Annotated in this window: 18 protein-coding genes and 1 other RNA gene; all 19 read left to right on the top strand. The window is 40.7% G+C overall.

What is annotated here, in order from left to right; translation table 11 throughout:
• Positions 1–116 precede the first annotated feature (116 nt).
• The 19 genes from CER18_RS02120 to lpxC all read left to right on the top strand — a co-directional run bounded on the left by CER18_RS02120 (position 117) and on the right by lpxC (position 22,784).
• Entirely contained in the window at positions 117–497 is a 381-nt protein-coding gene (locus tag CER18_RS02120) for a hypothetical protein (protein ID WP_100128462.1), read from the top strand.
• A 1,421-nt stretch (positions 498–1,918) separates the two neighbouring features.
• Positions 1,919–2,428 (top strand): lytic transglycosylase domain-containing protein, encoded by a 510-nt coding sequence (locus CER18_RS02115; protein WP_100128461.1) that lies wholly within the window; start codon positions 1,919–1,921, stop codon positions 2,426–2,428.
• An 83-nt stretch (positions 2,429–2,511) separates the two neighbouring features.
• Positions 2,512–2,902: RNase P RNA component class A (gene rnpB, locus CER18_RS02110), an RNA gene on the top strand.
• A 263-nt stretch (positions 2,903–3,165) separates the two neighbouring features.
• Positions 3,166–4,164 carry a 16S rRNA (cytosine(1402)-N(4))-methyltransferase RsmH gene (gene rsmH, locus CER18_RS02105; RefSeq protein WP_100128460.1) on the top strand — a complete coding sequence of 333 codons (999 nt, stop codon included), beginning with the start codon at positions 3,166–3,168 and terminating at the stop codon, positions 4,162–4,164.
• Complete coding sequence (ftsL, locus tag CER18_RS02100) at positions 4,161–4,568, top strand: cell division protein FtsL (protein ID WP_100128459.1); 408 nt, start codon at positions 4,161–4,163, stop codon at positions 4,566–4,568. The genes rsmH and ftsL overlap by 4 nt, the downstream gene beginning before the upstream one ends.
• Positions 4,565–6,307, top strand: coding sequence for a peptidoglycan D,D-transpeptidase FtsI family protein (locus CER18_RS02095; protein WP_100128458.1), 1,743 nt, complete (start codon positions 4,565–4,567; stop codon positions 6,305–6,307). Before ftsL ends, CER18_RS02095 begins: the two co-directional genes overlap by 4 nt.
• Before the next feature lie 23 nt (positions 6,308–6,330).
• Positions 6,331–7,782: a UDP-N-acetylmuramoyl-L-alanyl-D-glutamate--2,6-diaminopimelate ligase gene (locus CER18_RS02090; RefSeq protein ID WP_100128457.1), complete on the top strand. Its 1,452-nt coding sequence runs from the start codon at positions 6,331–6,333 to the stop codon at positions 7,780–7,782.
• Positions 7,779–9,197, top strand: coding sequence for a UDP-N-acetylmuramoylalanyl-D-glutamyl-2,6-diaminopimelate--D-alanyl-D-alanine ligase (locus CER18_RS02085; protein ID WP_100128456.1), 1,419 nt, complete (start codon positions 7,779–7,781; stop codon positions 9,195–9,197). The genes CER18_RS02090 and CER18_RS02085 overlap by 4 nt, the downstream gene beginning before the upstream one ends.
• A gap of 25 nt (positions 9,198–9,222) precedes the next feature.
• Positions 9,223–10,293, top strand: coding sequence for a phospho-N-acetylmuramoyl-pentapeptide-transferase (gene mraY / locus CER18_RS02080; protein WP_100128455.1), 1,071 nt, complete (start codon positions 9,223–9,225; stop codon positions 10,291–10,293).
• A gap of 4 nt (positions 10,294–10,297) precedes the next feature.
• Entirely contained in the window at positions 10,298–11,692 is a 1,395-nt protein-coding gene (gene murD / locus CER18_RS02075; RefSeq protein WP_100128454.1) for a UDP-N-acetylmuramoyl-L-alanine--D-glutamate ligase, read from the top strand.
• 146 nt (positions 11,693–11,838) lie between these two features.
• Positions 11,839–12,990 (top strand): FtsW/RodA/SpoVE family cell cycle protein, encoded by a 1,152-nt coding sequence (locus CER18_RS02070; protein WP_100128453.1) that lies wholly within the window; start codon positions 11,839–11,841, stop codon positions 12,988–12,990.
• On the top strand, positions 12,983–14,119 hold the full coding sequence (gene murG, locus CER18_RS02065) for an undecaprenyldiphospho-muramoylpentapeptide beta-N-acetylglucosaminyltransferase (protein WP_100128452.1): 1,137 nt from the start codon (positions 12,983–12,985) through the stop codon (positions 14,117–14,119). The genes CER18_RS02070 and murG overlap by 8 nt, the downstream gene beginning before the upstream one ends.
• A complete protein-coding gene (gene murC, locus CER18_RS02060) occupies positions 14,103–15,530 on the top strand; it encodes a UDP-N-acetylmuramate--L-alanine ligase (RefSeq protein WP_100128451.1) in 1,428 nt (475 codons plus the stop codon). The genes murG and murC overlap by 17 nt, the downstream gene beginning before the upstream one ends.
• Positions 15,508–16,485, top strand: coding sequence for a UDP-N-acetylmuramate dehydrogenase (gene murB, locus CER18_RS02055; protein ID WP_100128450.1), 978 nt, complete (start codon positions 15,508–15,510; stop codon positions 16,483–16,485). The genes murC and murB overlap by 23 nt, the downstream gene beginning before the upstream one ends.
• 238 nt (positions 16,486–16,723) lie before the next feature.
• Positions 16,724–17,644 (top strand): D-alanine--D-alanine ligase, encoded by a 921-nt coding sequence (locus CER18_RS02050; protein ID WP_100128449.1) that lies wholly within the window; start codon positions 16,724–16,726, stop codon positions 17,642–17,644.
• Positions 17,632–18,543, top strand: coding sequence for a cell division protein FtsQ/DivIB (locus tag CER18_RS02045; RefSeq protein WP_100128448.1), 912 nt, complete (start codon positions 17,632–17,634; stop codon positions 18,541–18,543). Before CER18_RS02050 ends, CER18_RS02045 begins: the two co-directional genes overlap by 13 nt.
• Positions 18,540–19,841 (top strand): cell division protein FtsA, encoded by a 1,302-nt coding sequence (gene ftsA / locus CER18_RS02040; RefSeq protein WP_100128447.1) that lies wholly within the window; start codon positions 18,540–18,542, stop codon positions 19,839–19,841. Before CER18_RS02045 ends, ftsA begins: the two co-directional genes overlap by 4 nt.
• A 63-nt stretch (positions 19,842–19,904) precedes the next feature.
• Positions 19,905–21,686, top strand: a complete 1,782-nt coding sequence (gene ftsZ, locus CER18_RS02035; protein WP_100128446.1) for a cell division protein FtsZ — start codon at positions 19,905–19,907, stop codon at positions 21,684–21,686.
• A gap of 213 nt (positions 21,687–21,899) precedes the next feature.
• The gene (gene lpxC, locus CER18_RS02030) at positions 21,900–22,784 is read left to right on the top strand and encodes a UDP-3-O-acyl-N-acetylglucosamine deacetylase (RefSeq protein WP_100128445.1); all 885 of its coding nucleotides are present in this window, start codon (positions 21,900–21,902) and stop codon (positions 22,782–22,784) included.
• The last annotated feature ends 103 nt before the right edge of the window (positions 22,785–22,887 follow it).

The following is a 22,887-nucleotide window of genomic DNA, read 5'->3' as shown; positions in this document are numbered from 1 at the left end:
GAATGCGTGTGGCTGTTAGCGTTGTTGTGTTTATTGGCAATGATTGGAATTTTTCTTTATTGAAGTGTCTCAAATACTATAAAGGGAATTTTTATTTTGTGATCTTTAGGTAAGAGATGAAGGATTCTTTCAGACATCGTATTATTTTTATTTTGTTTGTATTTTTTATTTTTAGCGCGAGCCTTTTTGTTTCTCGAAGTGGTGCTGTTTCTCAGTTTTTTTTCAGTCATTCTTCTTTTTCTTCTCAAAAGATTGATGTAACAGAGGGGTTCTTTCTAGAGAGATTGTCTGTGTCTTTTCCAGATATTATCACGCATCTTTCTAAGATGAGCCCTCAGCAGCAAGAGCTTTTTATTGTGTATCTGCGTCGCGATGCGGTTTCATTTGCTTCTGAGCTCGGTCAGAGTTGTGAAGAGGCTCACAAGTTTGGTGAAGCTGTTGCTATGGCTTTCTCAAAAGCGATGTCTCGTCCTTCCATTTTGGATTCTTATTTTTAGCTGTTTTAAAAATCATGCTTTTGGGTTTTATTTTAAAGGAGGGATGAGAGTTTTTCGTGACGTTTTGAAAAGCGTGAGGGAAGTAATCAATTTGTAAGATAATTAGCAAAGTTTATCTTATCCAAAAAGCAATCAATCAGAGTATAAAATAAGGTTGCGATCGTTACGAGAGTGACCGCAAGTTTATCGATGGTGTTTCAGATTAATGCACATTATCAATGGGCTATAATGATAAATGCAAAAAAGGAATAAAAAACAGCTCAAATCAAGATAGTGTTTTGATAAAGGGTGAGCATAATCTGAGAGTGCTCATTTTAGAAAAACAAAGGCATGAATGTTGTAACGAAACACATTAAGCGCGTTTTATATGTCAGTTATTTTTCTGTTTGATAAGGAAGATAGAAGACTCTCAAAAGTTTTAGCTTTCTTTTTCTTGCAGATTTTTTGATGTGGATTCACTTGTATGGTTTCTAGAAATGAGATGCAAGGCTGCTAAGATATTAATCTGGGATAAAGCAAAAAATATTTGGATTAGGATGAGAGGTCCATTTTCCTTCAAAAGGCTTTAGGGGATTGCATTTTAGAGAATTTAAAAAAATAGAAAAAAATAATTGTTAAGATTTGTTGTAGGAACAAAGAAGTATATGATTTTGTAACGGTCATTTATCATTTTACATATGAAGTGAGAATATCGACTGTAGTGGAATTCTTCCGTTTCAAATTTATTCATGGTGAAGCAATAAAACGAGTTGCTTGTACATTACAAGCGGGAAGCGGTGTGGTTTATACGGAAAGAAGTAAAAAGCTTCTTTGAGTTATCTCAAATATCAAGGCTATTGTAATATTTTAAATGTGTAAAGAGTATGAGGATTTTGTATATCTATAAGCTTTATGCACAATGATAGGTTTTACGATTGGCTTTAGTTGATGGTTTTATTGGGTATAAAGAGTATTGCGGGCATTTATTGACGTGTGTGAAGCGTTGATAAGGGTTTTGATTTTTTATGAAACTTCTGCGCTATCGCGGATCTTCAGTAAAGATTGTCTTCTTTCTATTTCTTTGTGGAATTAATCTCAATAAAGAATTTAATCATCATCTGTAAAAAATATTATGTCCATTTAAATTGCTATTTTTGTAATATAAAAATTGATTGATACAATATCAATAACAGAAATTGATAGAGTATATCATTTTATTGAATATACTATAAGATTGAATATATTCTCTTTATTTTTTTTATTTTATGATATAGAGCAATCTATAATTTGTGCATAAAGAGATTTTCTTTTGCTACAGAATTTTATCTTGAAATTGTCTTAGTATTTCCTTTTTCAAGCCGTTCTTTTGCTTTCTTTTTTTGTACAATGCTCTTGCAAAATATTTGCGGATAGAATTTGAGAATGTTGTGAAGAGAAAGAAAATGCAATTTTTGAAAATCTTGTTAAATACAGCGTGTGCTGTATTTTTTGTATTTGATATAAGTTGGACCCATAGTGCCTTAAAGGTTGCAGAATCAAAAGAAGTCTCAGTAATTGTTTCTTCTAAGACACTTGCTCGTCCTTATGAGTTTCTTATTCAGAAACTTGCAACTAAGCATAATGTTCCCGTTAATTTAGCACATGCGGTTGTAAAAGTTGAAAGTAATTATAAGGCACGCATAAAGGGGGCAGCGGGCGAAATAGGTTTGATGCAAATAAAGCCCTCTACGGCACGAGGGTTGGGCTTTAGTGGTTCTGTAAAAGATTTATACGATCCTGCGACCAATCTTGAATATGGTATGCGTTATTTGGCGCGGGCCTATAAACTCAGTGGTGGAAGTACGTGTGGTACAATCCTTAAATATAACGCGGGCCATGCTGCAAAAAAAATGAATTCCATTTCGGCAAAATATTGTGCAAAAGTGAAAATGTATTTAGCTTCATTGAAATAAAAACGTCTTTTGAAAGAGATAGGCTCTAAAATATTTTAAGATACTATTTTCACGGAGCAGAAAATGTTTTATAAGTCAATGCGTCAGTCGGCTGGGCAACCGCGCTTGTCCAATGCTGAAAAGCGGCAGGTGAGGAAAGTCCGGGCTCCATGGAAAGACGGTGCCGGGTAACACCCGGCGGGGGTGACCCTAGGGAAAGTGCCACAGAAAGTAAACCGCCTATTTTTATAGGTAAGGGTGAAAGGGTGGAGTAAGAGCCCACCGCGCATTCAGTAATGAATGTGGCAAGGTAAACCCCACCGGGAGCAAGACCAAATAGAAATGACGTGCAAGATTTAATTTGCAGCCGATTTCCGGGCGAGTCATTCGGGTAGGTTGCACGAGGCGGATGGTAACATCCGTCCCAGATGAATGGTTGCCATGTAAAGTACAAGCTTTACTATACAGAACCCGGCTTATAGGCCGACTGATATTTCATGATGATACGCGATATTTTGTATGCTCAATGACATATAGACTTTTATGGAGTCTGTGTTTGAAATGGACACTTGAATTAAAGAGTGTTTTAAAAAATTATAACATTTCTTTAAGTATAATACGTTAGGATGTGTCTTGGAGTATCTTTAACTTTTTTCTTTCATGGTGATTAATATGAAAGTTGAGGGTTAGTTATTCTGGTATCGGTTGCCATGAGAGCGCTGTTGATTTGAAACAGTATAACTTCAAGACGGATTATTTTGACAAAACAGAATCAAAGAGCTGAACGCCATATTCCAGTGTTGTTGCAGCCAGTTTTGGCTGGGCTTATGCCATTGGTTGGCGCAAAAGTGATTGATGGCACCTTTGGTGCTGGTGGTTATACGCGTGCTTTGTTAAAGGCAGGGGCGGAAGTGATTGCTCTTGATCGTGATCCTCACGCCATTGGTGCTGGACAATCCCTTGTTGATGAATTTTTTCCACGACTTCGTTTGGTTCATATGGAATTTTCACAGCTCGATCGTGTCGTTGAAGAGAAGGTGGATGCGGTTATTTTGGATATTGGTGTCTCTTCAATGCAGCTTGACGAAGCAGAAAGAGGCTTTTCTTTTCAAAAAGATGGTCCCTTAGATATGCGAATGGCTCAGACGGGTTTTACCGCGAGCGATGTTATCAATCATTTAAAAGCAAAAGATTTAGCGCATATTTTTAAGATATTAGGAGAAGAACGTTATGCAGGGCGAATTGCACGAATGATTGAAAAGCGTCGTGCTGTTCAGCCTTTTTTGCGTACGGGTGATTTAGCTTATGCTATTGAAGCGTTGGTAGGGCGCAAGCCTGGAGATCGCATTCATCCTGCAACACGTGTTTTTCAGGCTCTTCGTATCTATGTTAATGATGAAATTGGTGAATTAGCGCATGGTTTATTTGCTGCTGAACGCGTTTTAAAAGCTGGAGGCCGTTTGGGGGTTGTCAGTTTTCATTCTCTTGAAGATCGTATGGTCAAAAGATTTTTTTCGGCGCGTTCTGGAGAAGGGATGAGATCACGTTATTTGCCTGAAATAAAGCATTCGCCAGCAACATTTTTTCCTTTGTTTAAAGGGGGGATAACGGCAAATAAAGAGGAGTTACAGCAAAATCCTCGTTCACGTTCTGCAAGATTGCGTATAGGGGTGCGGACTGACGCAGAGGCTCTTGCAGAAGATATGAAATTATTTGGTTTAGCAGAAATTGCCAGTTTTGAAGGTGGCAAAAAATGACAGTTTTCCGTACATTTGATATGATTTTAGTGATGATTATGATTTGTATGGCGGGGCTTACTTATAAAGTAAAATATGATGTTCAAAAACGAATGAGCGAGGTTCGTCATCTTGAGCATGAAATTGCTGCAGCAAAAAATACGGTGAGTTTGCTTCATGCTGAGTGGGCTGTCATGATAAAGCCTTCACGCATGCAAAAACTCGCGAAACGTTATCAAAAAGAACTTGAGTTAGAAGTTATACAGCCGCGTCAGATCGTGGAGTTTAAAGATATTCCAGTACGGGAATACGATCCAATTGAAGAGGTGATTAAACAAAATATCTTGGAAGATAATCAGGATATTGGGGCACATAATCGGGCTTTTCAAGTTAAGCGCGTTGTTCAAAAAGGCGTACAGCAATGAAATCGCTCTTTTTATTATCACAGAAAAAAAAGCGCTTAAAGAGTTCGCTGAATAATTATAATGTTTCTGTTCGTCGTTCCTATTCTAGTCGTCCACGGCTGCTTTTTTCATTGTTCTGCTTTTTAATTTTATACGCCATTATGGGTGCTTGCCTTATTTCTTATGGGTTGGAGGGTGGACAGATTGAAGAAGCTAAAGGACCAAGTACTCTTCAATTGATGGCACGGCCTGATATTGTTGATCGTAATGGTCGTTTATTAGCAACAGATATTAAAACCTATTCACTTTTTGCTGAGCCACGACGTATTATTGATGCGGATGAAACAATTGAATTGCTCTCAACAGTTTTGCCTGATCTGAATTGGCAGGAAACTTATAAGCGTTTAAAAAGAAAAACCGGTTTTTCTTGGATACAGCGTGGGTTAACACCCATGCAGAAGACGCAAATTATGGCGCTTGGTATTCCAGGAATCGGTTTTCGGACTGAAATTCGTCGTTTTTATCCCGATGGACCTATAACTTCCCATATTCTGGGCATGGTCAATGTGGATAATCAGGGCATTGCGGGTATGGAAAAATATATCGATGATACGGGGTTGAGTGCTCTGCGTGCTGCTGGTCTTGCTGTGGAAGAATCATTAAAACAAGTTCAGCTTTCGATTGATGTGCGTGTTCAGGCAATCGTTCATGATGAACTTATTCAGGCTATGAAACGTTATAAGGCAATTGCAGCAGGCGCTGTTATTTTAAATATACATACGGGGGAAGTTTTGGCTTTGGCATCACTCCCAGATTTTGATCCTGGAAATCCTACTGAAGCTTTAAAAAGTGATCGTCTTAATCGGATGACGGCTGGAACTTTTGAAATGGGATCAATCATTAAAAGTTTTACGACAGCTATGGCTCTTGATTCTGGTATTTTTCATTTAAACAGTATTATTGATGCCTCAACGCCCATAAAAGCAAGTAGTGGCTATACAATTCATGATTTTCATGGAAAAAATCGTCCCTTAACGTTATGGGAGGTTTTTATTTATTCTTCCAACATTGGTTCTGCTAAAGAGGCATTAGCGATAGGGATTGATAAACATCGTGGTTTTTTGCAAAAATTAGGACTTTTGGATCGTCTCACAACAGAGTTGCCTGAAGTTGCTCATCCTATTGTGCCACATCATTGGAAGGATATCCATTCTATGACAATTTCTTTTGGGCATGGTATGGCAACAACACCCTTGCAAACGGCTGTTGGGGCTGCTGCTTTAATGAATGGTGGTTGGTTGATTGAGCCGACATTTTTAAAACGGACGAAAGAACAAACTTTGCACCATGCAAAACAGGTTTTGCAGGCCAAAACAAGTCAGAATATGCGTTACCTTTATCAACTAAATAGTGATATTGGTTCTGGACGTAATGCAACAGTAGAAGGCTATCGGGTGGGCGGAAAGACAGGAACAGCTGAGAAAGTTGAAAACGGAAAATATTCTAAAACAAAAAATTTCAATAGTTTTCTGGCGGCTTTTCCGATTGATGATCCTGCTTATGTTGTTTTAACAATTATTGATGAACCTAAGCCAGAGGAGGGGAAAAATTCCGCAACAGCAGGGATGAATGCGGGGCCAATGCTTGCTAATATTGTTCGTCGCTCAGCGAGTCTTCTTGGTGTAAAGCCCGATTTTAAAAAAGAATATGAACCTCTTTTAGGTAAAAAGAGCCATTCAAGTTTCGTTAAACAACGGTAAAATGAATATAAAGGTGTGTCGTTATGTTGTTTGGAACAGTTTTTACAGAATGTCTTGAAGATCAGAAACTTTCTTCAATGGAAATAACAGGAATCAGTGCAGATTCTCGACAAGTTTTACCGGGCTATGTTTTTGTCGCTGTTCAAGGAAAACAAGGGGATGGAAGACACTATATCAATGATGCGATAAAGCGTGGAGCATGTGCAATCGTTACTGATTGTCAGGCTGTTCTTGAGGATTTATCCGTTCCAATTTTGCGTGTTTTGAATGTTCGTCATAGTCTCGCGTTGGCAGCTGCCCGCTTTTATGGTTCTCAGCCTGAAACGGTCGTTGCTGTGACGGGTACAAGCGGAAAAACATCTGTTGTCTCTTTTATTCGGCAAATTTGGACTCATGTTGGATTGTGTGCTGCGAGTATAGGAACAGTTGGTGTTGTTTCTCCTAAACGGAATGATTATGGTTCTCTCACAACACCTGATCCAGTTGTTTTACATCGTCTTCTTTGTGAAATTTCTCATGAAGGTGTGACCCATGCAGCTCTTGAAGCTTCTTCACATGGTCTTGATCAAGGACGACTTGATGGAGTCCGTTTAACGGCTGGGGCTTTTACCAATTTAGGGCGAGATCATATGGATTATCACAGGTGCGTAGAGGATTATTTGCGGGCTAAAATGAAGTTGTTTGATACATTGTTGCCTGTATCTGCGCCTGCTTTGATTTTTGCTGATGATGTCTATTCACAAAAGGTTATTGATGCAGTTACACAAGCGCGCCGCCGTGTCTTGACAATTGGACGTAAGGGGCAATTTATTACAATTAATCGTGTTGAACATCAACGTTCAAAACAGTGTATTGAGTGTCGTGTGGAAAACAAGATTTATACATTTGATTTGCCTTTAGCTGGAGATTTTCAGGTGACCAATGCACTTGTGGCTGCAGGATTAGCCATTGCAACAGGTCTTTCTCCTGATAAGGTTTTTTCTGCGCTTGAAACTTTGCAGGGGGCTCCTGGTCGGTTAGAGCTTGTTGGAAAGACAGACAATAATGCGCCTGTTTATATTGATTATGCACATAAACCAGAAGCTTTGGAACAGGTTTTACTTTCTGTTCGTCCCTTTACGCAAGGGCGTTTGGTTGTCGTTTTTGGTTGTGGGGGGGATCGAGATCAAGGAAAAAGAGCTTTAATGGGAAAAATTGCAGCCGATAAAGCGGATATTGTTATTGTAACGGACGATAATCCTCGCACAGAAATACCAGAAAAAATACGCAAGGATATTTTACAGGCGGTGCCAACAGCAATAGAGATAGCAGATCGTGGCGAAGCTATTTCTTATGCGGTGGGGCTTTTGAAAGCTGGTGATACACTCATTATTGCTGGAAAAGGTCATGAAGATGGCCAAATTATAGGGCAGACAGCTTATCCTTTTTCAGATCGTTTGAAAGCGATAGAAGCTTTAGAGGATCGGAGGAGATGACAGCTTTATGGGATAAACAAGCACTTATTGCGGCCGTTGATGGTATTGCTATTGGAAACGTGCCAGAAACTTTTTCTGGGGTTTCCATTGATAGCCGTACTCTTGTAGAAGGTGATATTTTTTTCTGCATTAAGGGGCATCATCTTGATGGTCATGATTTTGCTCTGCAAGCTTATGCACGAGGTGCAGGTGTTCTTATTGTGGCAGAACATCGTTTGAGGGATATGGAAAAGATATCGGCTCCATTGATCGTTGTTCCGGATGTTTTGCAAGCATTAGAAAAACTTGGGAAAGCTGCACGCAAACGTTCAAGAGCTAAAATTATAGCGATAACAGGATCAGTGGGAAAAACAACGACAAAAGAAGCTTTGAAACAAGTCCTTGCAATGGCTGGGAACGTTCATGCGAATCTCGCTTCTTTAAACAATTGCTGGGGGGTTCCGCTTACTTTAGCGCGGATGCCGATGGAGAGTGATTATGGTATCTTTGAAATTGGCATGAATCATAAAGATGAAATTCGCCCTCTTGTTAAACTCGTTTGTCCGCATGTTGCTCTCATTACGCATATTTGTGCAGGACATATGGGTTTTTTCAAAGATCTTGAAGAAATAGCAGAGGCAAAAGCTGAAATTTTTGAAGGATTGGATGAGGAAGGTATTGCTATTTTAAATGCGGATAGTGCTTTTTTTTCTTGTCTCGTTGAAAAAGCAAAGCAATGCGGTGTGAAAAAGATTTTAAGCTTTGGTGAAAGTGCAAATGCTGATTATCAGGCGCAGGATATACATCTTTTAACCGATCGTTCTTCTATGATGGTGCGTATTAGAGGAGGGGATAGGGAGGTCCAAATTGGAGCTCCGGGGCGCCATATTGTGCAAAATAGTTTAGGGGTTATTGCGGCTTGTGATGCTATGGGGGTTGAGCTAGAGCCTGTTTTTCTTTCTTTGAGCCATTTTTCTTCTCAAAAGGGGCGGGGTGTTCGTTATCGATTGTCTTTACCAAATGGAGGTGAATTTTATCTCATTGATGAAAGTTATAATGCTAATCCTGCTTCTATGCGTGCTGCTCTTGAACTTCTTGCTACAGGACCAGTAGGAGAGAAAGGGCGGCGAATTGCTGTTTTAGGGGATATGTTAGAGTTAGGGGAGTATAGCGAAAAGCTTCATCGTGATTTAATAAAGCCAATCCGCCTTTCTGGTGCTAATCCCGTTTTTTTATTTGGTGAGATGATGAAATCTTTAGTCGATGATTTATCTTCTGATGTTAAGGTTCATTATGCTGAAAATATAGAGAAAATTTTACCGCTTCTTTTGGTAGAAATTTCTCCTGGGGATCTGCTTATGATTAAATCATCCAATAGCCTTTGTTCATCAAATATTGTGACTGCATTGCTGGATCACTATAAAGCGGTTTCTTGACTAGTTTTTAGAGGTTTTTTGTCCCATGATGCTGTTTTTTTCTTCGTTTAGTGATTGGCTTCCAGGTGTGAATGTTTTCCGCTACATTACTTTTCGCACGATAGCAGCGATGCTGACCTCGGGGCTCATTGTTTTTTTGTTTGGACCTAGCATCATTGCTTCTCTTAAATTGCGTCAGGGCAAAGGGCAACCGATTCGTGCCGATGGTCCTCAGACACATTTTAAAAAGGCTGGAACACCTACAATGGGTGGATTGATGATTTTAACCGGCATTGTTGTATCGGCATTTTTGTGGTGTAATTTATCCAATATTTATTTTTGGGTATCGCTCTTAGTGATGCTTTCTTTTGGGGCTATTGGATTTTATGACGATTATCTTAAGGTCACAAAACAAACAGACAAAGGATTTTCTGGGAAAGCACGGTTAAGCTTGGAGTTTTTTGTTGCAGCAATTGCTGCTTTTGTCATTCTGCAGGTTGGCTCATCTGGATTCGCTTTGCCTTTTTTGAAAGATTATCTTATCCATTTGGGTTGGTTTTTCATTCCTTTTTCTGCTTTTGTTATTGTCGCAACGGGGAATGCGGTTAATTTGACGGATGGACTTGATGGGCTTGCTATTGTTCCTGTGATGGTTGCAGCCTTATCTTTTGCTCTGATTGCTTATCTGTGTGGTAATATGAATTTTGCTGATTATCTCCAGATACACTATGTATCGGGAACAGGTGAACTGGCTGTTTTATTGGGGGCTGTGGTTGGGGCAGGGCTTGGCTTTTTATGGTTTAATGCACCACCGGCTGCTATTTTTATGGGGGATACTGGCTCGTTGGCTCTTGGAGGATTATTGGGGACTGTTGCGGTTTCTACGAAGCATGAAATCGTTTTGGTTCTTATTGGTGGGCTTTTTGTTGTGGAAGCTTTTTCGGTCGTTATTCAGGTTGGTTATTTCAAATTGACGAGGAAACGCGTGTTTCTTATGGCACCAATCCATCATCATTTTGAGAAAAAAGGCTGGACTGAAAGCCAAGTGGTGATACGCTTCTGGATTATTTCAATTGTTCTTGCTCTCATTGGTCTTTCAACACTTAAATTGCGGTGAGATTTTGATTTCTGTTGCGTGTTATAAAGGTCAAAAAGTTGCTCTGTTTGGATTAGGAACGTCTGGATTAGCAACGGCACAAGCATTGATGTGTGGCGGTGCGCAAGTGGTGGCGTGGGATGATAATTCTGCAAGCGTGCAAGCAGCTTTTGAGAAAAATATTCCAACAAGAGATCTTCATGATGAGGATTGGTCAGAATTTGTTGCTCTGATTCTCGCACCTGGAGTTCCTTTAAATTATCCTCAACCCCATTGGGTTGTTGAAAAAGCGCGAGAAAAAAATATAGAGATTATCGGTGATATTGAATTATTTGTTCGTGCGCGCCATCATTTTTTACAGCATTCTGGTTTTTGTGATGAGGATGTTCCTTTCATTGCGATTACAGGGACGAATGGAAAGTCGACAACAACGGCTTTGCTTACCCATTTGTTGGAAAAAATGGGCTATGATGTGCAGATGGGGGGAAATATTGGACAGGCGATACTGACGCTTAAGCCCTTTGTTAAAAAACGTATTTATGTCATTGAATGTTCGTCGTTTCAAATTGATCTTACTCCCTCTCTTCAGCCAACCATTGGACTTTTATTGAATTTGACCCCTGATCATATTGATCGCCATGGGAGTTTTGCCCGTTATGTGCAAACCAAAAAGCAGCTGGTTGCTCAGGCTTCTCAGGCTTTTATTTCAGTTGATGATGCAGCTTGTGAGATTTTGTATCAACAATTGCTTCACGAGGGGCATAAAATTGAGGCAATTTCCAAAGATCATTTTGTGGAAAATGGTTTTTATGCAGAGGGGACCAAGCTCTTTTCTGTTCGTCAAGGACAGCGACATATGCTTGCAGATCTTGCTTCCATGGCTGCTTTGCGTGGAGGTCATAATGCGCAAAATGCGCTTATGTCCTTGGCAACGTTACAGGCTTTAAAAATAACCGATCCCTCTCTAAACAAGCATTTGGCAAGCTATAAAGGATTGCCCCACCGTATGCAGCAGGTCCGTAAAATGGGAGCAGTGTTGTTTATCAATGATAGCAAGGCGACGAATGCAGATGCAACAGCGCCTGCACTTTGCGCCTTTAATGATATTTTTTGGATTGTTGGAGGACAAGCAAAAAAGGGAGGAATTGAGTCTCTTAGAGAATTTTTTCCTAAAATTCGTAAAGCCTATTTAATAGGGAGTGCCGCGGAAGAATTTGCACGCATTATTGGTTCTGCTTTTCCTTTTTCAATGAGTTTAACTTTGGAGAATGCGGTGCGTGAAGCGACCATTGATGCTATGCATTGCAAGGCAAAGGAGGTGGTGGTTCTTTTGTCACCTGCTTGTGCAAGTTATGATCAATTTAAAAATTATGAGGTGCGCGGCGAAGCATTTGTCTCTTTGGTGATGCAGTTACAATAAAAAGAAGCATCAATTATAAAAAAATATTTTCGCGTTAAGACTCCGGAATCTTTTTTTGTGTAATTTAGTTTTTAAAGTGTTTGTTAAACAGGTTGGGGAACCTTATCACTTTGAGACAATTTATAAAACGGATAAGGTGGATATAAATGATTACGCGTGCAGATAGAGACCCCATTGCGAATTGGTGGTGGACGATTGATCGCTCTATCTTTGCAGCTTGTTTAATTTTAATGGGGATTGGCATTATGCTGTCCTTTGCAGCTAGCCCCACTATTGCAAAAAAAATCGGAATTGCTGATAGTTTTTATTTTGTTCGCTGGCATATCATTTTTAGCATTTCAGCCTTTTTTGTGATGGTTACCATTTCTTTTTTTTCGCTTCCTAATATTCGTCGTTTATGTGCTCTTTTGCTCATTGTAACGCTTGCTCTTATGGTTGCAACCTTATTTTGGGGGCCTGAATTAAAGGGAGCACGGCGGTGGATTTTGCTCTTTGGTTTTTCTGTACAAGCTTCAGAGTTTATGAAGCCGGCTTTTGTGGTGATGTCTGCTTGGCTTTTTTCAGAACAGTTACGAAGGAGGGGAATTCCAGGTTACATGTTGGCAACTCTTCTTTATGCCATTTGTTGTGTTCTTCTGGTTTTACAGCCTGATATTGGACAAACAATTTTAATAAGTGCAACATGGGGGGGGCTGTTTTTTATTGCTGGTGTGCCGCTTACGGTTATTTTTTTCTTTCTCATTTTGGGCGTTGTAGGAATTGTTTTAGCTTATCTTTTTCTGCCTCATGTGCGCGATCGTATCAATGGTTTTTTGACAGGGGAAGGAGATACCTTTCAAGTGGATGTCGGACGTGAGGCTATTTTGAATGGTGGTTGGTTTGGGCAAGGTCCGGGAGAAGGAACAGTAAAACGTATTATTCCTGATAGCCATACAGATTTTGTATTTTCTGTTGCTGCTGAAGAATATGGTATTATTCTTTGTTTATTCATTATGATGCTTTTTGGCTTTATCGTTATGCGTTCATTGTATATAGCTATGAATACACGTGATTCCTTTATACGTCTTGGTATTACGGGCATAGCCATGATGATTGGGTTTCAATCAGCTATTAATATGGCCGTAAATCTTCACTTAATCCCTCCTAAAGGCATGACATTGCCGTTTATTTCTTATGGTGGTTCATCAATGGTGGCAATTGCGTTTTCAATGGGAATTTTACTCAGTTTAACACGTCGTTGGCCAGAAGCGCGTCTTTCAGCTTTTTCTTCTTCTGTTTTGGATACGCCTTATGAATGATAAAAAAGTTATTGTTTTGGCGGCGGGTGGGACAGGTGGACATCTTTTTCCTGCTGAAGCACTTGCTGTTGAATTAAGGCAGCGTGGATATGATGTTCATTTGATAACAGATGAAAGAGCACGATCTTTTGTACGCAGCTTTGATGAAGAGCATACACATATCGTTTCATCGGCAACATTTACACGACGCCATCCTTTTGCTTTGATAAAAACGTTTTGGTCTTTGCTCAGGGGTATGGGGCAATCGTTGGCATTATTTTATAAATTACGTCCTGTTCTGGTTGGTGGTTTTGGGGGGTATCCAAGTTTTCCTCCTCTTTTTATTGCGGCCTTAATGCGACGTATAACATTTATTCATGAGCAAAATGCTGTTATGGGACGTGCCAATCGGATGTTGGCAATTTTTGTGCGTGCAATCGCTGGTGGTTTGTTGTCACTACATGGTGCTTATGCCCATAAAACGCTTTTGACGGGGAATCCTGTGCGTGAGGCTGTGTTGAAGGCGGTTGAAATTCCTTATCATTCTTCTGTGGGGGAAGAGCCATTTAATTTTTTGATTTTTGGGGGTAGCCAAGGGGCTTCTTTTTTTTCACACATTGTTCCAGAAGCGATTGCTTTACTCGATGATCAGAACCGTAGACGCTTACGAATTGTACAGCAAGTTCGTGGTGATGCTGGAGAGTTGATTAAAACTTATCGTGATATGGGTGTGCAAGCTGAAGTTGCTTCTTTCTTTGATGATATGGCTGAACGTATGGCATATGCCCATTTGATCTTGTCGCGCGCTGGTGCTTCATCGGTTTGTGAGATAGCGGTGATTGGTAGACCTGCTTTTCTTATTCCTTATCCCCATGCTTTGGATCATGATCAGGCTGCTAATGCTGCCCTTCTTGCGCGTGTGGGGGCGGCGCAAATTATATCAGAAAAGGATTTAAGTGCACAAAAACTTGCGGCTCTTTTAACGCAAGCCTGTTGTGTTCCGCACTTGTTGGAAAAACAAGCGCTTGCTGCGAAAAAAGTTGGAAAACCTCATGCAACTTGTTGCCTTGCGGATATGGCTGAAGCTTTGATTGAGGGGCGATCAATATCAGATATAAAAGAGGAGCTTTTTGATGAAAATGCCACTTGATATAGGTGTTATCCATTTTATTGGAATCGGTGGGATTGGCATGAGTGGAATTGCAGAGGTTTTTTATAATCTTGGCTATAAAGTTCAAGGGTCCGATCAAGTTGAGAGTGCAAATGTTGAGCGTTTGCGGAGAAAAGGAATTAATGTTCATATAGGCCATTGTGCTGACAATTTAGGGAATGCAGAGGTTGTTGTTTTTTCTACTGCCGTTAAAAAAACAAATCCTGAGTATATTGCTGCAAAAGAAAGACATTTGCCACTTGTCAGACGTGCAGAAATGCTTGCGGAACTGATGCGATTTCGGCGCGCAATTGCGGTGGGTGGTACACATGGTAAAACAACGACCACATCAATGGTCGCAGCGCTTCTTGATGCTGGTCATTTTGATCCAGTGGTGATTAATGGCGGTATTATTAATGCTTATGGTACGAATTCTCGTACAGGAGAGGGCGATTGGATGATTGTTGAAGCCGATGAAAGCGATGGTACATTTTTAAAGCTGCCTGCTGATATTGCTGTTATTACCAATATTGATGCTGAGCATTTGGATCATTATGGAAGTTTTGATGCTGTCCGCGCAGCTTTTCGGCAATTCGTAGAAAATGTTCCTTTTTATGGTTTTGCTGTTTTGTGTCTTGATCATCCAGAGGTTCAGTCATTGGCGGGTCGTATTGATGATCGTTGGGTGATTACTTATGGTGCAAATCCACAAGCGGATGTTCGTTTTCTTAACCTTTCGATGGATGGTCAAAAAACGTATTTTGATGTTCTTATTCGTTCACGCAAGACAGGAAGAAAGATTGAGTTAAAAAATTTGCTTTTGCCCATGGCAGGACAGCATAATGTTGCCAATGCAACAGCAGCAATAGCTATTGCGCATGAACTTGGAATTTCAAATGAATTGATAAAGAAGGGTTTAGCAGAATTTGGTGGCGTAAAACGGCGTTTTACGCGAACAGGAAGTTGGCGTGGCATTGAAATATTTGATGATTATGGACATCATCCTGTTGAAATAAAGGCTGTTTTGCGTGCGGCACGTGAGAGTGCAAAGGGGCGTATCATTGCTATTGCACAACCCCATCGTTATTCGCGTTTGTATCATTTATTTGATGATTTTGCTGCTTGTTTTAATGATGCAGATACAGTGTTGATTACCCCCGTTTATGCGGCTGGTGAAGAGCCTATCGTAGGGTTTGGTTCACAAGAATTGGTAGAGCATATTAAAATGGCTGGTCATCGTGATGTGCGCTTGATACACAGTCTGGAAGATGTTGTGTCTCTTGTCTCAAAGTTTGCTCAGACAGAGGATTATGTTGTTTTTCTTGGTGCTGGAAATATCACACAATGGGCTTGTGCGTTGCCGCATCAGTTATTGGGACTTGATGGTCATGATAAATTTTCAGCATATTGATGGTGAGGCGCTATTGGCGCAATTGCAACCGTTGTTGGGTAATGTCAGAGGTAAGCTTACCCCTAATGTTGAGATGCGTAAGGTGACATGGTTTCGCACAGGCGGGTTGGCAGAGCTTTTTTATCAACCTGTTGATGAAGAAGATTTGGCTCTCTTTCTTCACAATTTGCCTGAAACTGTTCCTGTAACAATTGTAGGTATTGGTTCTAATCTTCTGGTGCGTGATGGGGGCGTTCCTGGGGTTGTAATTCGTCTCTCTCCAAAAAATTTTGGGCAAGTGCAGCAAGTTTCTCCAAAGGGCTTTTTAGTTGGTGCTGGTACGGCAGATAAACATTTAGCTGCTGCTGCGTTAAAGGCGGAAATTGCAGGGTTTCATTTTTATCATGGTATTCCAGGTGGTCTTGGCGGGGCTCTCAAAATGAATGCGGGTGCGAATGGTGTTGAAACCGCTGCGCGTGTTGTTGAGGTCTATGCGCTGGATCGCAAAGGACAACGTCATATCTTGAGTTTGAAAGATATGCAGTATTCCTATCGCCATTGTGATATTCCTGAAGATTTTATTTTTACGGCTGCTTTATTGGAAGGGGAACCCAGTAATAAAGATGCTATTCGTGCTGCTATGGATGAAGTTGCCCTCCACAGAGAAACAGTGCAACCTATTCGCGAAAAGACAGGGGGATCAACTTTCAAAAATCCTAAAGATACATCCGCATGGCGCGTGATTGATGAAGCAGGGTGTCGTGGTTTACGGATTGGGGGTGCTCAAATGAGTGAAATGCACTGTAATTTTATGATTAATACAGGGCAAGCAACAGGATATGATCTTGAAGCATTGGGCGAAACAGTGCGTGCGCGTGTTTTTGCACATTCAGCTCACCTTTTACAATGGGAAATAGAGCGTATCGGTCAATTTGAGCAAGGTCGAAGTGTCTCTCCTTTTAATCCATTTCATTGATTTATTGTTCACTAAAAAAGTGTTAATAAAAAATTGAGTCATTTCAAAGAGATAATAAAAAAATTCTATTAAGAATCAATAAATTAACAAAGAATCTCTTGCATCAAGCTTTTGAGTCTGATTCATTATGCAAAATGCTAGGTTATTGATTCGCAAGGATAAACTTCGTTTTTCCTGTATGTGGTGCCGGTGTTTTCTATATAGACTAGATATAGTATGCGAAAGAGGGTGATTTATTATGAAAGATAAACATATAGCTGTGTTAATGGGAGGTTTTTCTTCTGAACGGTCTGTAAGTTTATCTTCAGGGGAAGCTTGTGCTGATGCTCTTGAGATGCAGGGGTATCGCGTAAGTCGCGTGGACGTTGATGGGCATATTGCTTCTGTTCTTGAACAATTGCAGCCCGATGTTGCCTTCAATGCATTGCATGGTCCATTTGGTGAGGATGGTCGGATTCAGGGGATTCTTGAATATTTAAAAATTCCTTATACCCATTCTGGTGTGATGGCATCTGCTTTGGCCATGGATAAGGGACGTGCGAAAATTATTGTTGCAAGTGTTGGGGTTTGTGTTGCTCCTTCTCGTATTATGAACCGCTTTGATGTTGGGAAAGTGCATCCCATGGAGCCTCCTTATGTCATTAAACCTGTGTGTGAAGGTTCAAGCTTTGGTGTTGTCATTGTCCAGGAAAATGAAGTTGTACCGCCGCATAATATTGGGGGAGCTGAGTGGGGATATGCAGATGAGGTGATGGTTGAAAAATATATTGCTGGTCGTGAATTGACTTGTGCTGTTTTAGGGAATGAAGTGCTAGACGTGTGCGAAATTCTTCCCGATCAACACTTTCCATTCTACGATTATGATGCAAAATATAAAACGGGTGGTTCTTTTCACATTTGTCCTGCACAACTTTCACTAAATATTTACCAAAGTGTGCAAAGAATGTCTTTAGCAGCCCATCAGGCGATAGGGTGTCGAGGTGTTAGTCGTTCTGATTTTCGTTTTGATGAGAAAACAGGAGAATTGGTTTGGCTTGAAATTAATACGCAACCCGGTATGACATCGACGTCTCTTCTTCCTGATATTGCAAAAGCGAGCGGCCGTACTTACGGCGATATTGTTCAATGGATGGTGGAGGACGCATCATGTATGCGTTGAATGTTAATAAAACAAATGTTCCGATGGAGGTGCTTTCAGTGCCGGCTTTGCCACGTCTTTATCGTCGTTTTCTTCGGTTTATGTTTGAGTTTGTTTTTGTCAATATTCATATTCCACGTCATTTCGGTTCTTTTGCTGTTGTATGGTTTTTCTTTGTTACGGCTTTTTATGGACTTTCATCAAGTGGTCAGATGGCTGTGATCGTAAATACGATCATATCGGATAGTGGTTTTGTGGTCGTTGATGTCGATATCACTGGGAATAAGCGATTGGCAAAGCAGGATATTTTGAAAATTTTAAAACTTGATGTTGCTCCCTCTATATTCACTTTTGATGTTGAAAGGGCCCGTTCTCTTTTGGAAAAACAAGCTTGGGTTCAATCGGCGAATGTTCAGAAGATTTATCCCAATAGACTGCGTATTTCTATTGTGGAGCGTGAACCTTATGCTATTTGGCAACATGATAGTATAATGGATATCATTGATAATACAGGGCGCGTTATTGTACCCTTTAAAGGAGAAATTGTTCGGGGTTTGCCTCTTGTGGTTGGGCAGGGTGCGCAAAATGCAGCGAAAGGATTTATTCAAGCGCTGTCAGTCTATCGGCAAGTGTATGATCGTGTTCGCGCTTTTGTGCGGGTAGGGGATCGGCGTTGGGATCTTATCTTGGATAATGAAATGCGCGTTATGTTGCCTGAAAATGGTGCTCTTGAAAGGCTTTCCTCTCTTGTTTCGTCCGGTACAATGCAAGATCTTTTATCGCGCGATATTCTCAGGGTTGATTTACGTCTTGCTGATCGAATTACTGTTTCTTTATCCGATGAAACGTTGGAGCGTTATGATGCGAGTGTCGCAGAAGAAGAACGTATTTTAAAGGCACGAAAGGCAGGAAACCCATGATGTTGCTCAGATCACATCATCGGGGGGGACGTAAGACACGTTTTTTAACGGTTCTTGATGTCGGCTCAAGTAAGATTGTTTGTCTTATTGCCTGTTTGCGTCCTTTAAAGCATGCGCACTATTTACATGGGCGTACACATTCTATGGAAATTCTAGGCTTTGGCGTACAGCGTTCACGCGGTATTAAATCTGGTGTTGTCATGGATATGTTTGCCGCAGAACAATCAATACGCTTGGCTGTTGATGCGGCAGAAAAAATGGCTGGTTTGGTGGTGGATTCAGTCATTGTGAATTTTTCTTCAAGTCGATTACAAAGTGCTTTGATTCATGGAAAGGTTCATTTAAACGGTCGTGAAGTCACCAAGCGTGATATGCGTATGGCTTTTTCAGATGTTTCGCGTAAAGCTTTTGATGCTGAACGTCATGTCATGCACTCAGTTCCGGTTTCCTATGTTTTGGATGGAGACAAAGGAATTTCTGATCCTGTCGGAATGGCAGGGGAAATATTTGGTGTTGATGTGCATGTGCTAACAGCAGAAACAGCCTCTTTGCGTAATTTAGAAACTTGCATTAATCGTGCACATTTGAGTGTTGAAGCAATGGTTGCTACACCCTTTGCAAGTGGTCTTGCTGTCTTGATGAATGATGAGGCGCATTTAGGGGCTGCATGTATTGATTTTGGCGGTGGCACAACAACGGTCTCAGTGTTTTTTGAGGGAAAGTTTGTCCATGCGGATGCTCTTGCTGTTGGGGGGCATCATGTTACTCTTGATGTTGCGCGTGGATTTTCTATGTCTCTAGAAGAGTCGGAACGTTTAAAAGTTGTTTATGGTTCAGCACTTTTAACAAGTGCTGATGAGCGGCAAATGATTAATGTAGCGGAAATTGGGAATGATCAGCGTGAAACCCAGTATCCTCGTGCGCTTCTTGGGCGCATCATTCGTGCACGTATTGAAGAAATTTTAGAAATGGTCCGTGATTGTCTAAATCGGTCTGGTTTTGGTCATATCATTGGTAAGCGTGTTATTTTAACTGGGGGAGCAAGCCAGTTAACGGGATTGCCGGAAATGGCACGTACTATATTAGGAAGAAATGTTCGTATCGGGCGGCCTTTAGGTATTTCGAGGCTTCCTTCTCTTGCAAAAGGGGCGGCGTTTACATCTGCTGTTGGGTTGTTAATTTATCCGCAAGTGGTGGGTTTTGAAGAAAAAACAATGCAAGTGGCAGGAAATCATTTATCGATGGGCACACGTGGATATTTTCAGCGTGTTGGTCAGTGGTTGCGTGAGAGTTTTTAGTTAAGTCTAGTTGGATAAATTTCATCGCTTTGGCTTGCGGTGTCTTATGAGAAGGAAAAGAAAATGACGATTAATCTGCATCGGCCAGATATCGCGGAATTGAAGCCACGCATTACCGTTTTTGGTGTTGGAGGTGGTGGCGGGAATGCCGTGAATAATATGATTAATGCTGGTCTTCAAGGAGTTGACTTTGTTGTTGCAAATACGGATGCACAGGCTTTGGCTATGTCAAAGGCTGAACGTGTTATTCAGCTTGGTGCAGCTGTCACAGAAGGTTTGGGTGCTGGGGCTTTACCAGAAGTTGGACAAGCAGCGGCAGAAGAATGTATTGATGAAATTATCGATCATCTTGCAGACTCTCATATGGTTTTTATTACTGCTGGTATGGGGGGCGGAACTGGAACAGGCGCTGCTCCCGTTGTTGCTCGCGCGGCGCGTGAAAAGGGTATTTTGACCGTTGGTGTTGTGACAAAGCCATTTCAGTTTGAAGGGGCTCGTCGTATGAAAACGGCAGAGGCTGGTATTGAAGAATTACAAAAGTCTGTTGATACATTGATTGTTATTCCTAATCAAAATCTTTTCCGTATTGCAAATGATAAGACAACATTTGCTGATGCTTTTGCTATGGCTGACCAAGTGCTTTATTCTGGTGTTGCTTCTATTACGGATTTGATGATTAAAGAGGGCTTGATTAACCTCGATTTTGCTGATGTTCGTTCTGTTATGCACGAAATGGGCCGAGCTATGATGGGAACGGGGGAAGCATCTGGTGAAGGGCGTGCTTTGGCGGCTGCTGAAGCTGCTATTGCTAACCCATTGTTGGATGATACCTCTATGCGTGGAGCACGTGGTTTATTGATTTCTATTACGGGGGGGCGTGATATGACGCTCTTTGAGGTGGATGAAGCTGCTAATCGTATTCGTGAAGAAGTAGATGCTGATGCGAATGTGATCTTTGGGGCCATTGATGATGAGTCATTGGAAGGTGTTATTCGTGTATCCGTGGTTGCTACCGGTATTGATCGTGAGGTTAGTAATGTGGTTCAGTCCTCTCAGTCTCAGCTTCAAAGACCAACCTCTTCAATACGCAAGAATGATTCTGGAACACCAAACAGTTCTTTTCATGTTCAGTCATCGCCTTTGCGTTCTGAATCAATGGTAGAAGTCATCGAATCACTTGAAATAGAAAAGGGGAAGCCAACAGGAGAACAGTTTCGTCCTAAAAGTCAAATTTTTGCGCAGCCTGCAGAGGCAATGATGACACGAAATGCGACAAAAACGGTTGCTTATGGTTCAAATACTGTGCAGGATCAGATATCAAATGGTCCACGTATGCAAGTAAGCCGAGCTTCTCAACAAACTATGTCGGCTCCTGTGAGCATGGAAGCAACAGCGCATGTTCTTGATGATCTTGATGAGATGACAGGGATCGTGAAGCAAAAAGAAAAGCCAGTGCAACCAAAACAAATGCAACAGATGCAGGCGCGCTCTCCAATGCGTATGCCTGAGTTAAAGGATTTTCCTCCTGTTGCTCACGGACAAGGTCAAAGAGCATCTGTGGCTGATCAAAGTCCTCGTAACCTTTGGCAGCGTTTGAAACAGAGCTTGACACATCGTGAGGAAGCAGAGCCAGAAGCGAGGTTGGAACCTGCTGTGAGATCGTCACAGCAGCAAGAGTCTCACGTTTATAATAAAAATTCTCAGGCGCTTTCTCAAGATGCTTCTGTTTATGTTCCACGCCGTTCTGGTGAATTGCATCCTCAGGTTCCACAAGATCAGCGTACTTTTATCAGTGAAGAAGATCAGTTAGAAATACCGGCGTTTTTACGTCGTCAGGCAAATTAATTGATAAAAAATGAGGCAAAGTAAGAAATTTTATGATTTTTGTTACGATAGGTCAGAAATTATGAAGTAAAATACACTATTGTTTTGGATAAAATACTTTGTTTTTTAAAAACCGCTTATATTAAGCGGTTTTTTTTATTATTTACTATGAATATTTTTCTAATGGTTTTATAAGTTTTATTAAAATGTGTAAAAGAAATGCAATAAAATAATATGATGAACTTGGTACCGAAATATCAGTCGACTCTTAAAAAAGCAGTAACATTTAAGGGCGTTGGCGTTCATAGTGGCTGTTTGTCAATGGTAAAGATTTATCCAGCTGATGTTGGATGTGGTATTCTTTTTAAACGTTTTGGATTAGACGGAACAGAGAAAATGTTTCAAGCCCATGCATCACAAATGGGAGAAACCGAGTTATCAACCATGCTTGGAGATGGACAGGTAGGGGTTGAAACAATTGAACACTTGATGGCAGCTATTGCTGCTTATAATTTGGACAATCTTGTTATTGAAGTGTCGCAGAATGAGATCCCTATTTTAGATGGTTCTGCATGGCAATATTGCCAAGCTTTTGAAGATGCTGGCATTATCCAGCAAAATGCATACCGTTCTTATTTCATTATAAAAAAGCCGTTGCGGGTTGAAGGAGCTCATGGTTTTGCAGAGTTCTTGCCATTTGATGGGCGTCGTTTTGATGTAACGATCTCTTTTCCTTCTTCTGCTATTGGTAAGCAACATTTCTGTTTTGATCTTACCAGCCAAGGATTTCGAGATGATTTGTCACGCGCACGCACTTTTGGTTTTATCAAAGACGTAGAAAAATTGCGGCTTTTGGGAAAGGCGAGAGGTGCTTCTTTGGAAAATTCTCTTGTTATCGGTTTGAATGACAAAATTTTAAATTCTGATGGTCCTTATTGGGAAAATGAATGTGTTCGGCACAAGATGCTTGATGCGATTGGTGATACTGCTTTGCTTGGGAGCCCTTTTATTGGATTATTTCGCTCTTATTGTAGTGGACATAGAATTAATGCACAATTGGTGAAAGCTGTTTTGGCAGACGAATCATATTATGAAAAAAGCTCTTTAGGGAAAGAATAAAAGAAAATTGGCAAGGCTTTTTTATCATTTATTTGATTTTTAAGGGGATGATTGACCTAAACTGCTAAATTGGTTATGTGCATTTTAAAGTGATATGGTATAA

This window comes from Bartonella tribocorum (assembly GCF_002777915.1).
Taxonomy (GTDB): Bacteria; Pseudomonadota; Alphaproteobacteria; order Rhizobiales; family Rhizobiaceae; genus Bartonella; species Bartonella tribocorum_A.
This window is presented reverse-complemented; position numbering and strand designations above follow the sequence as displayed.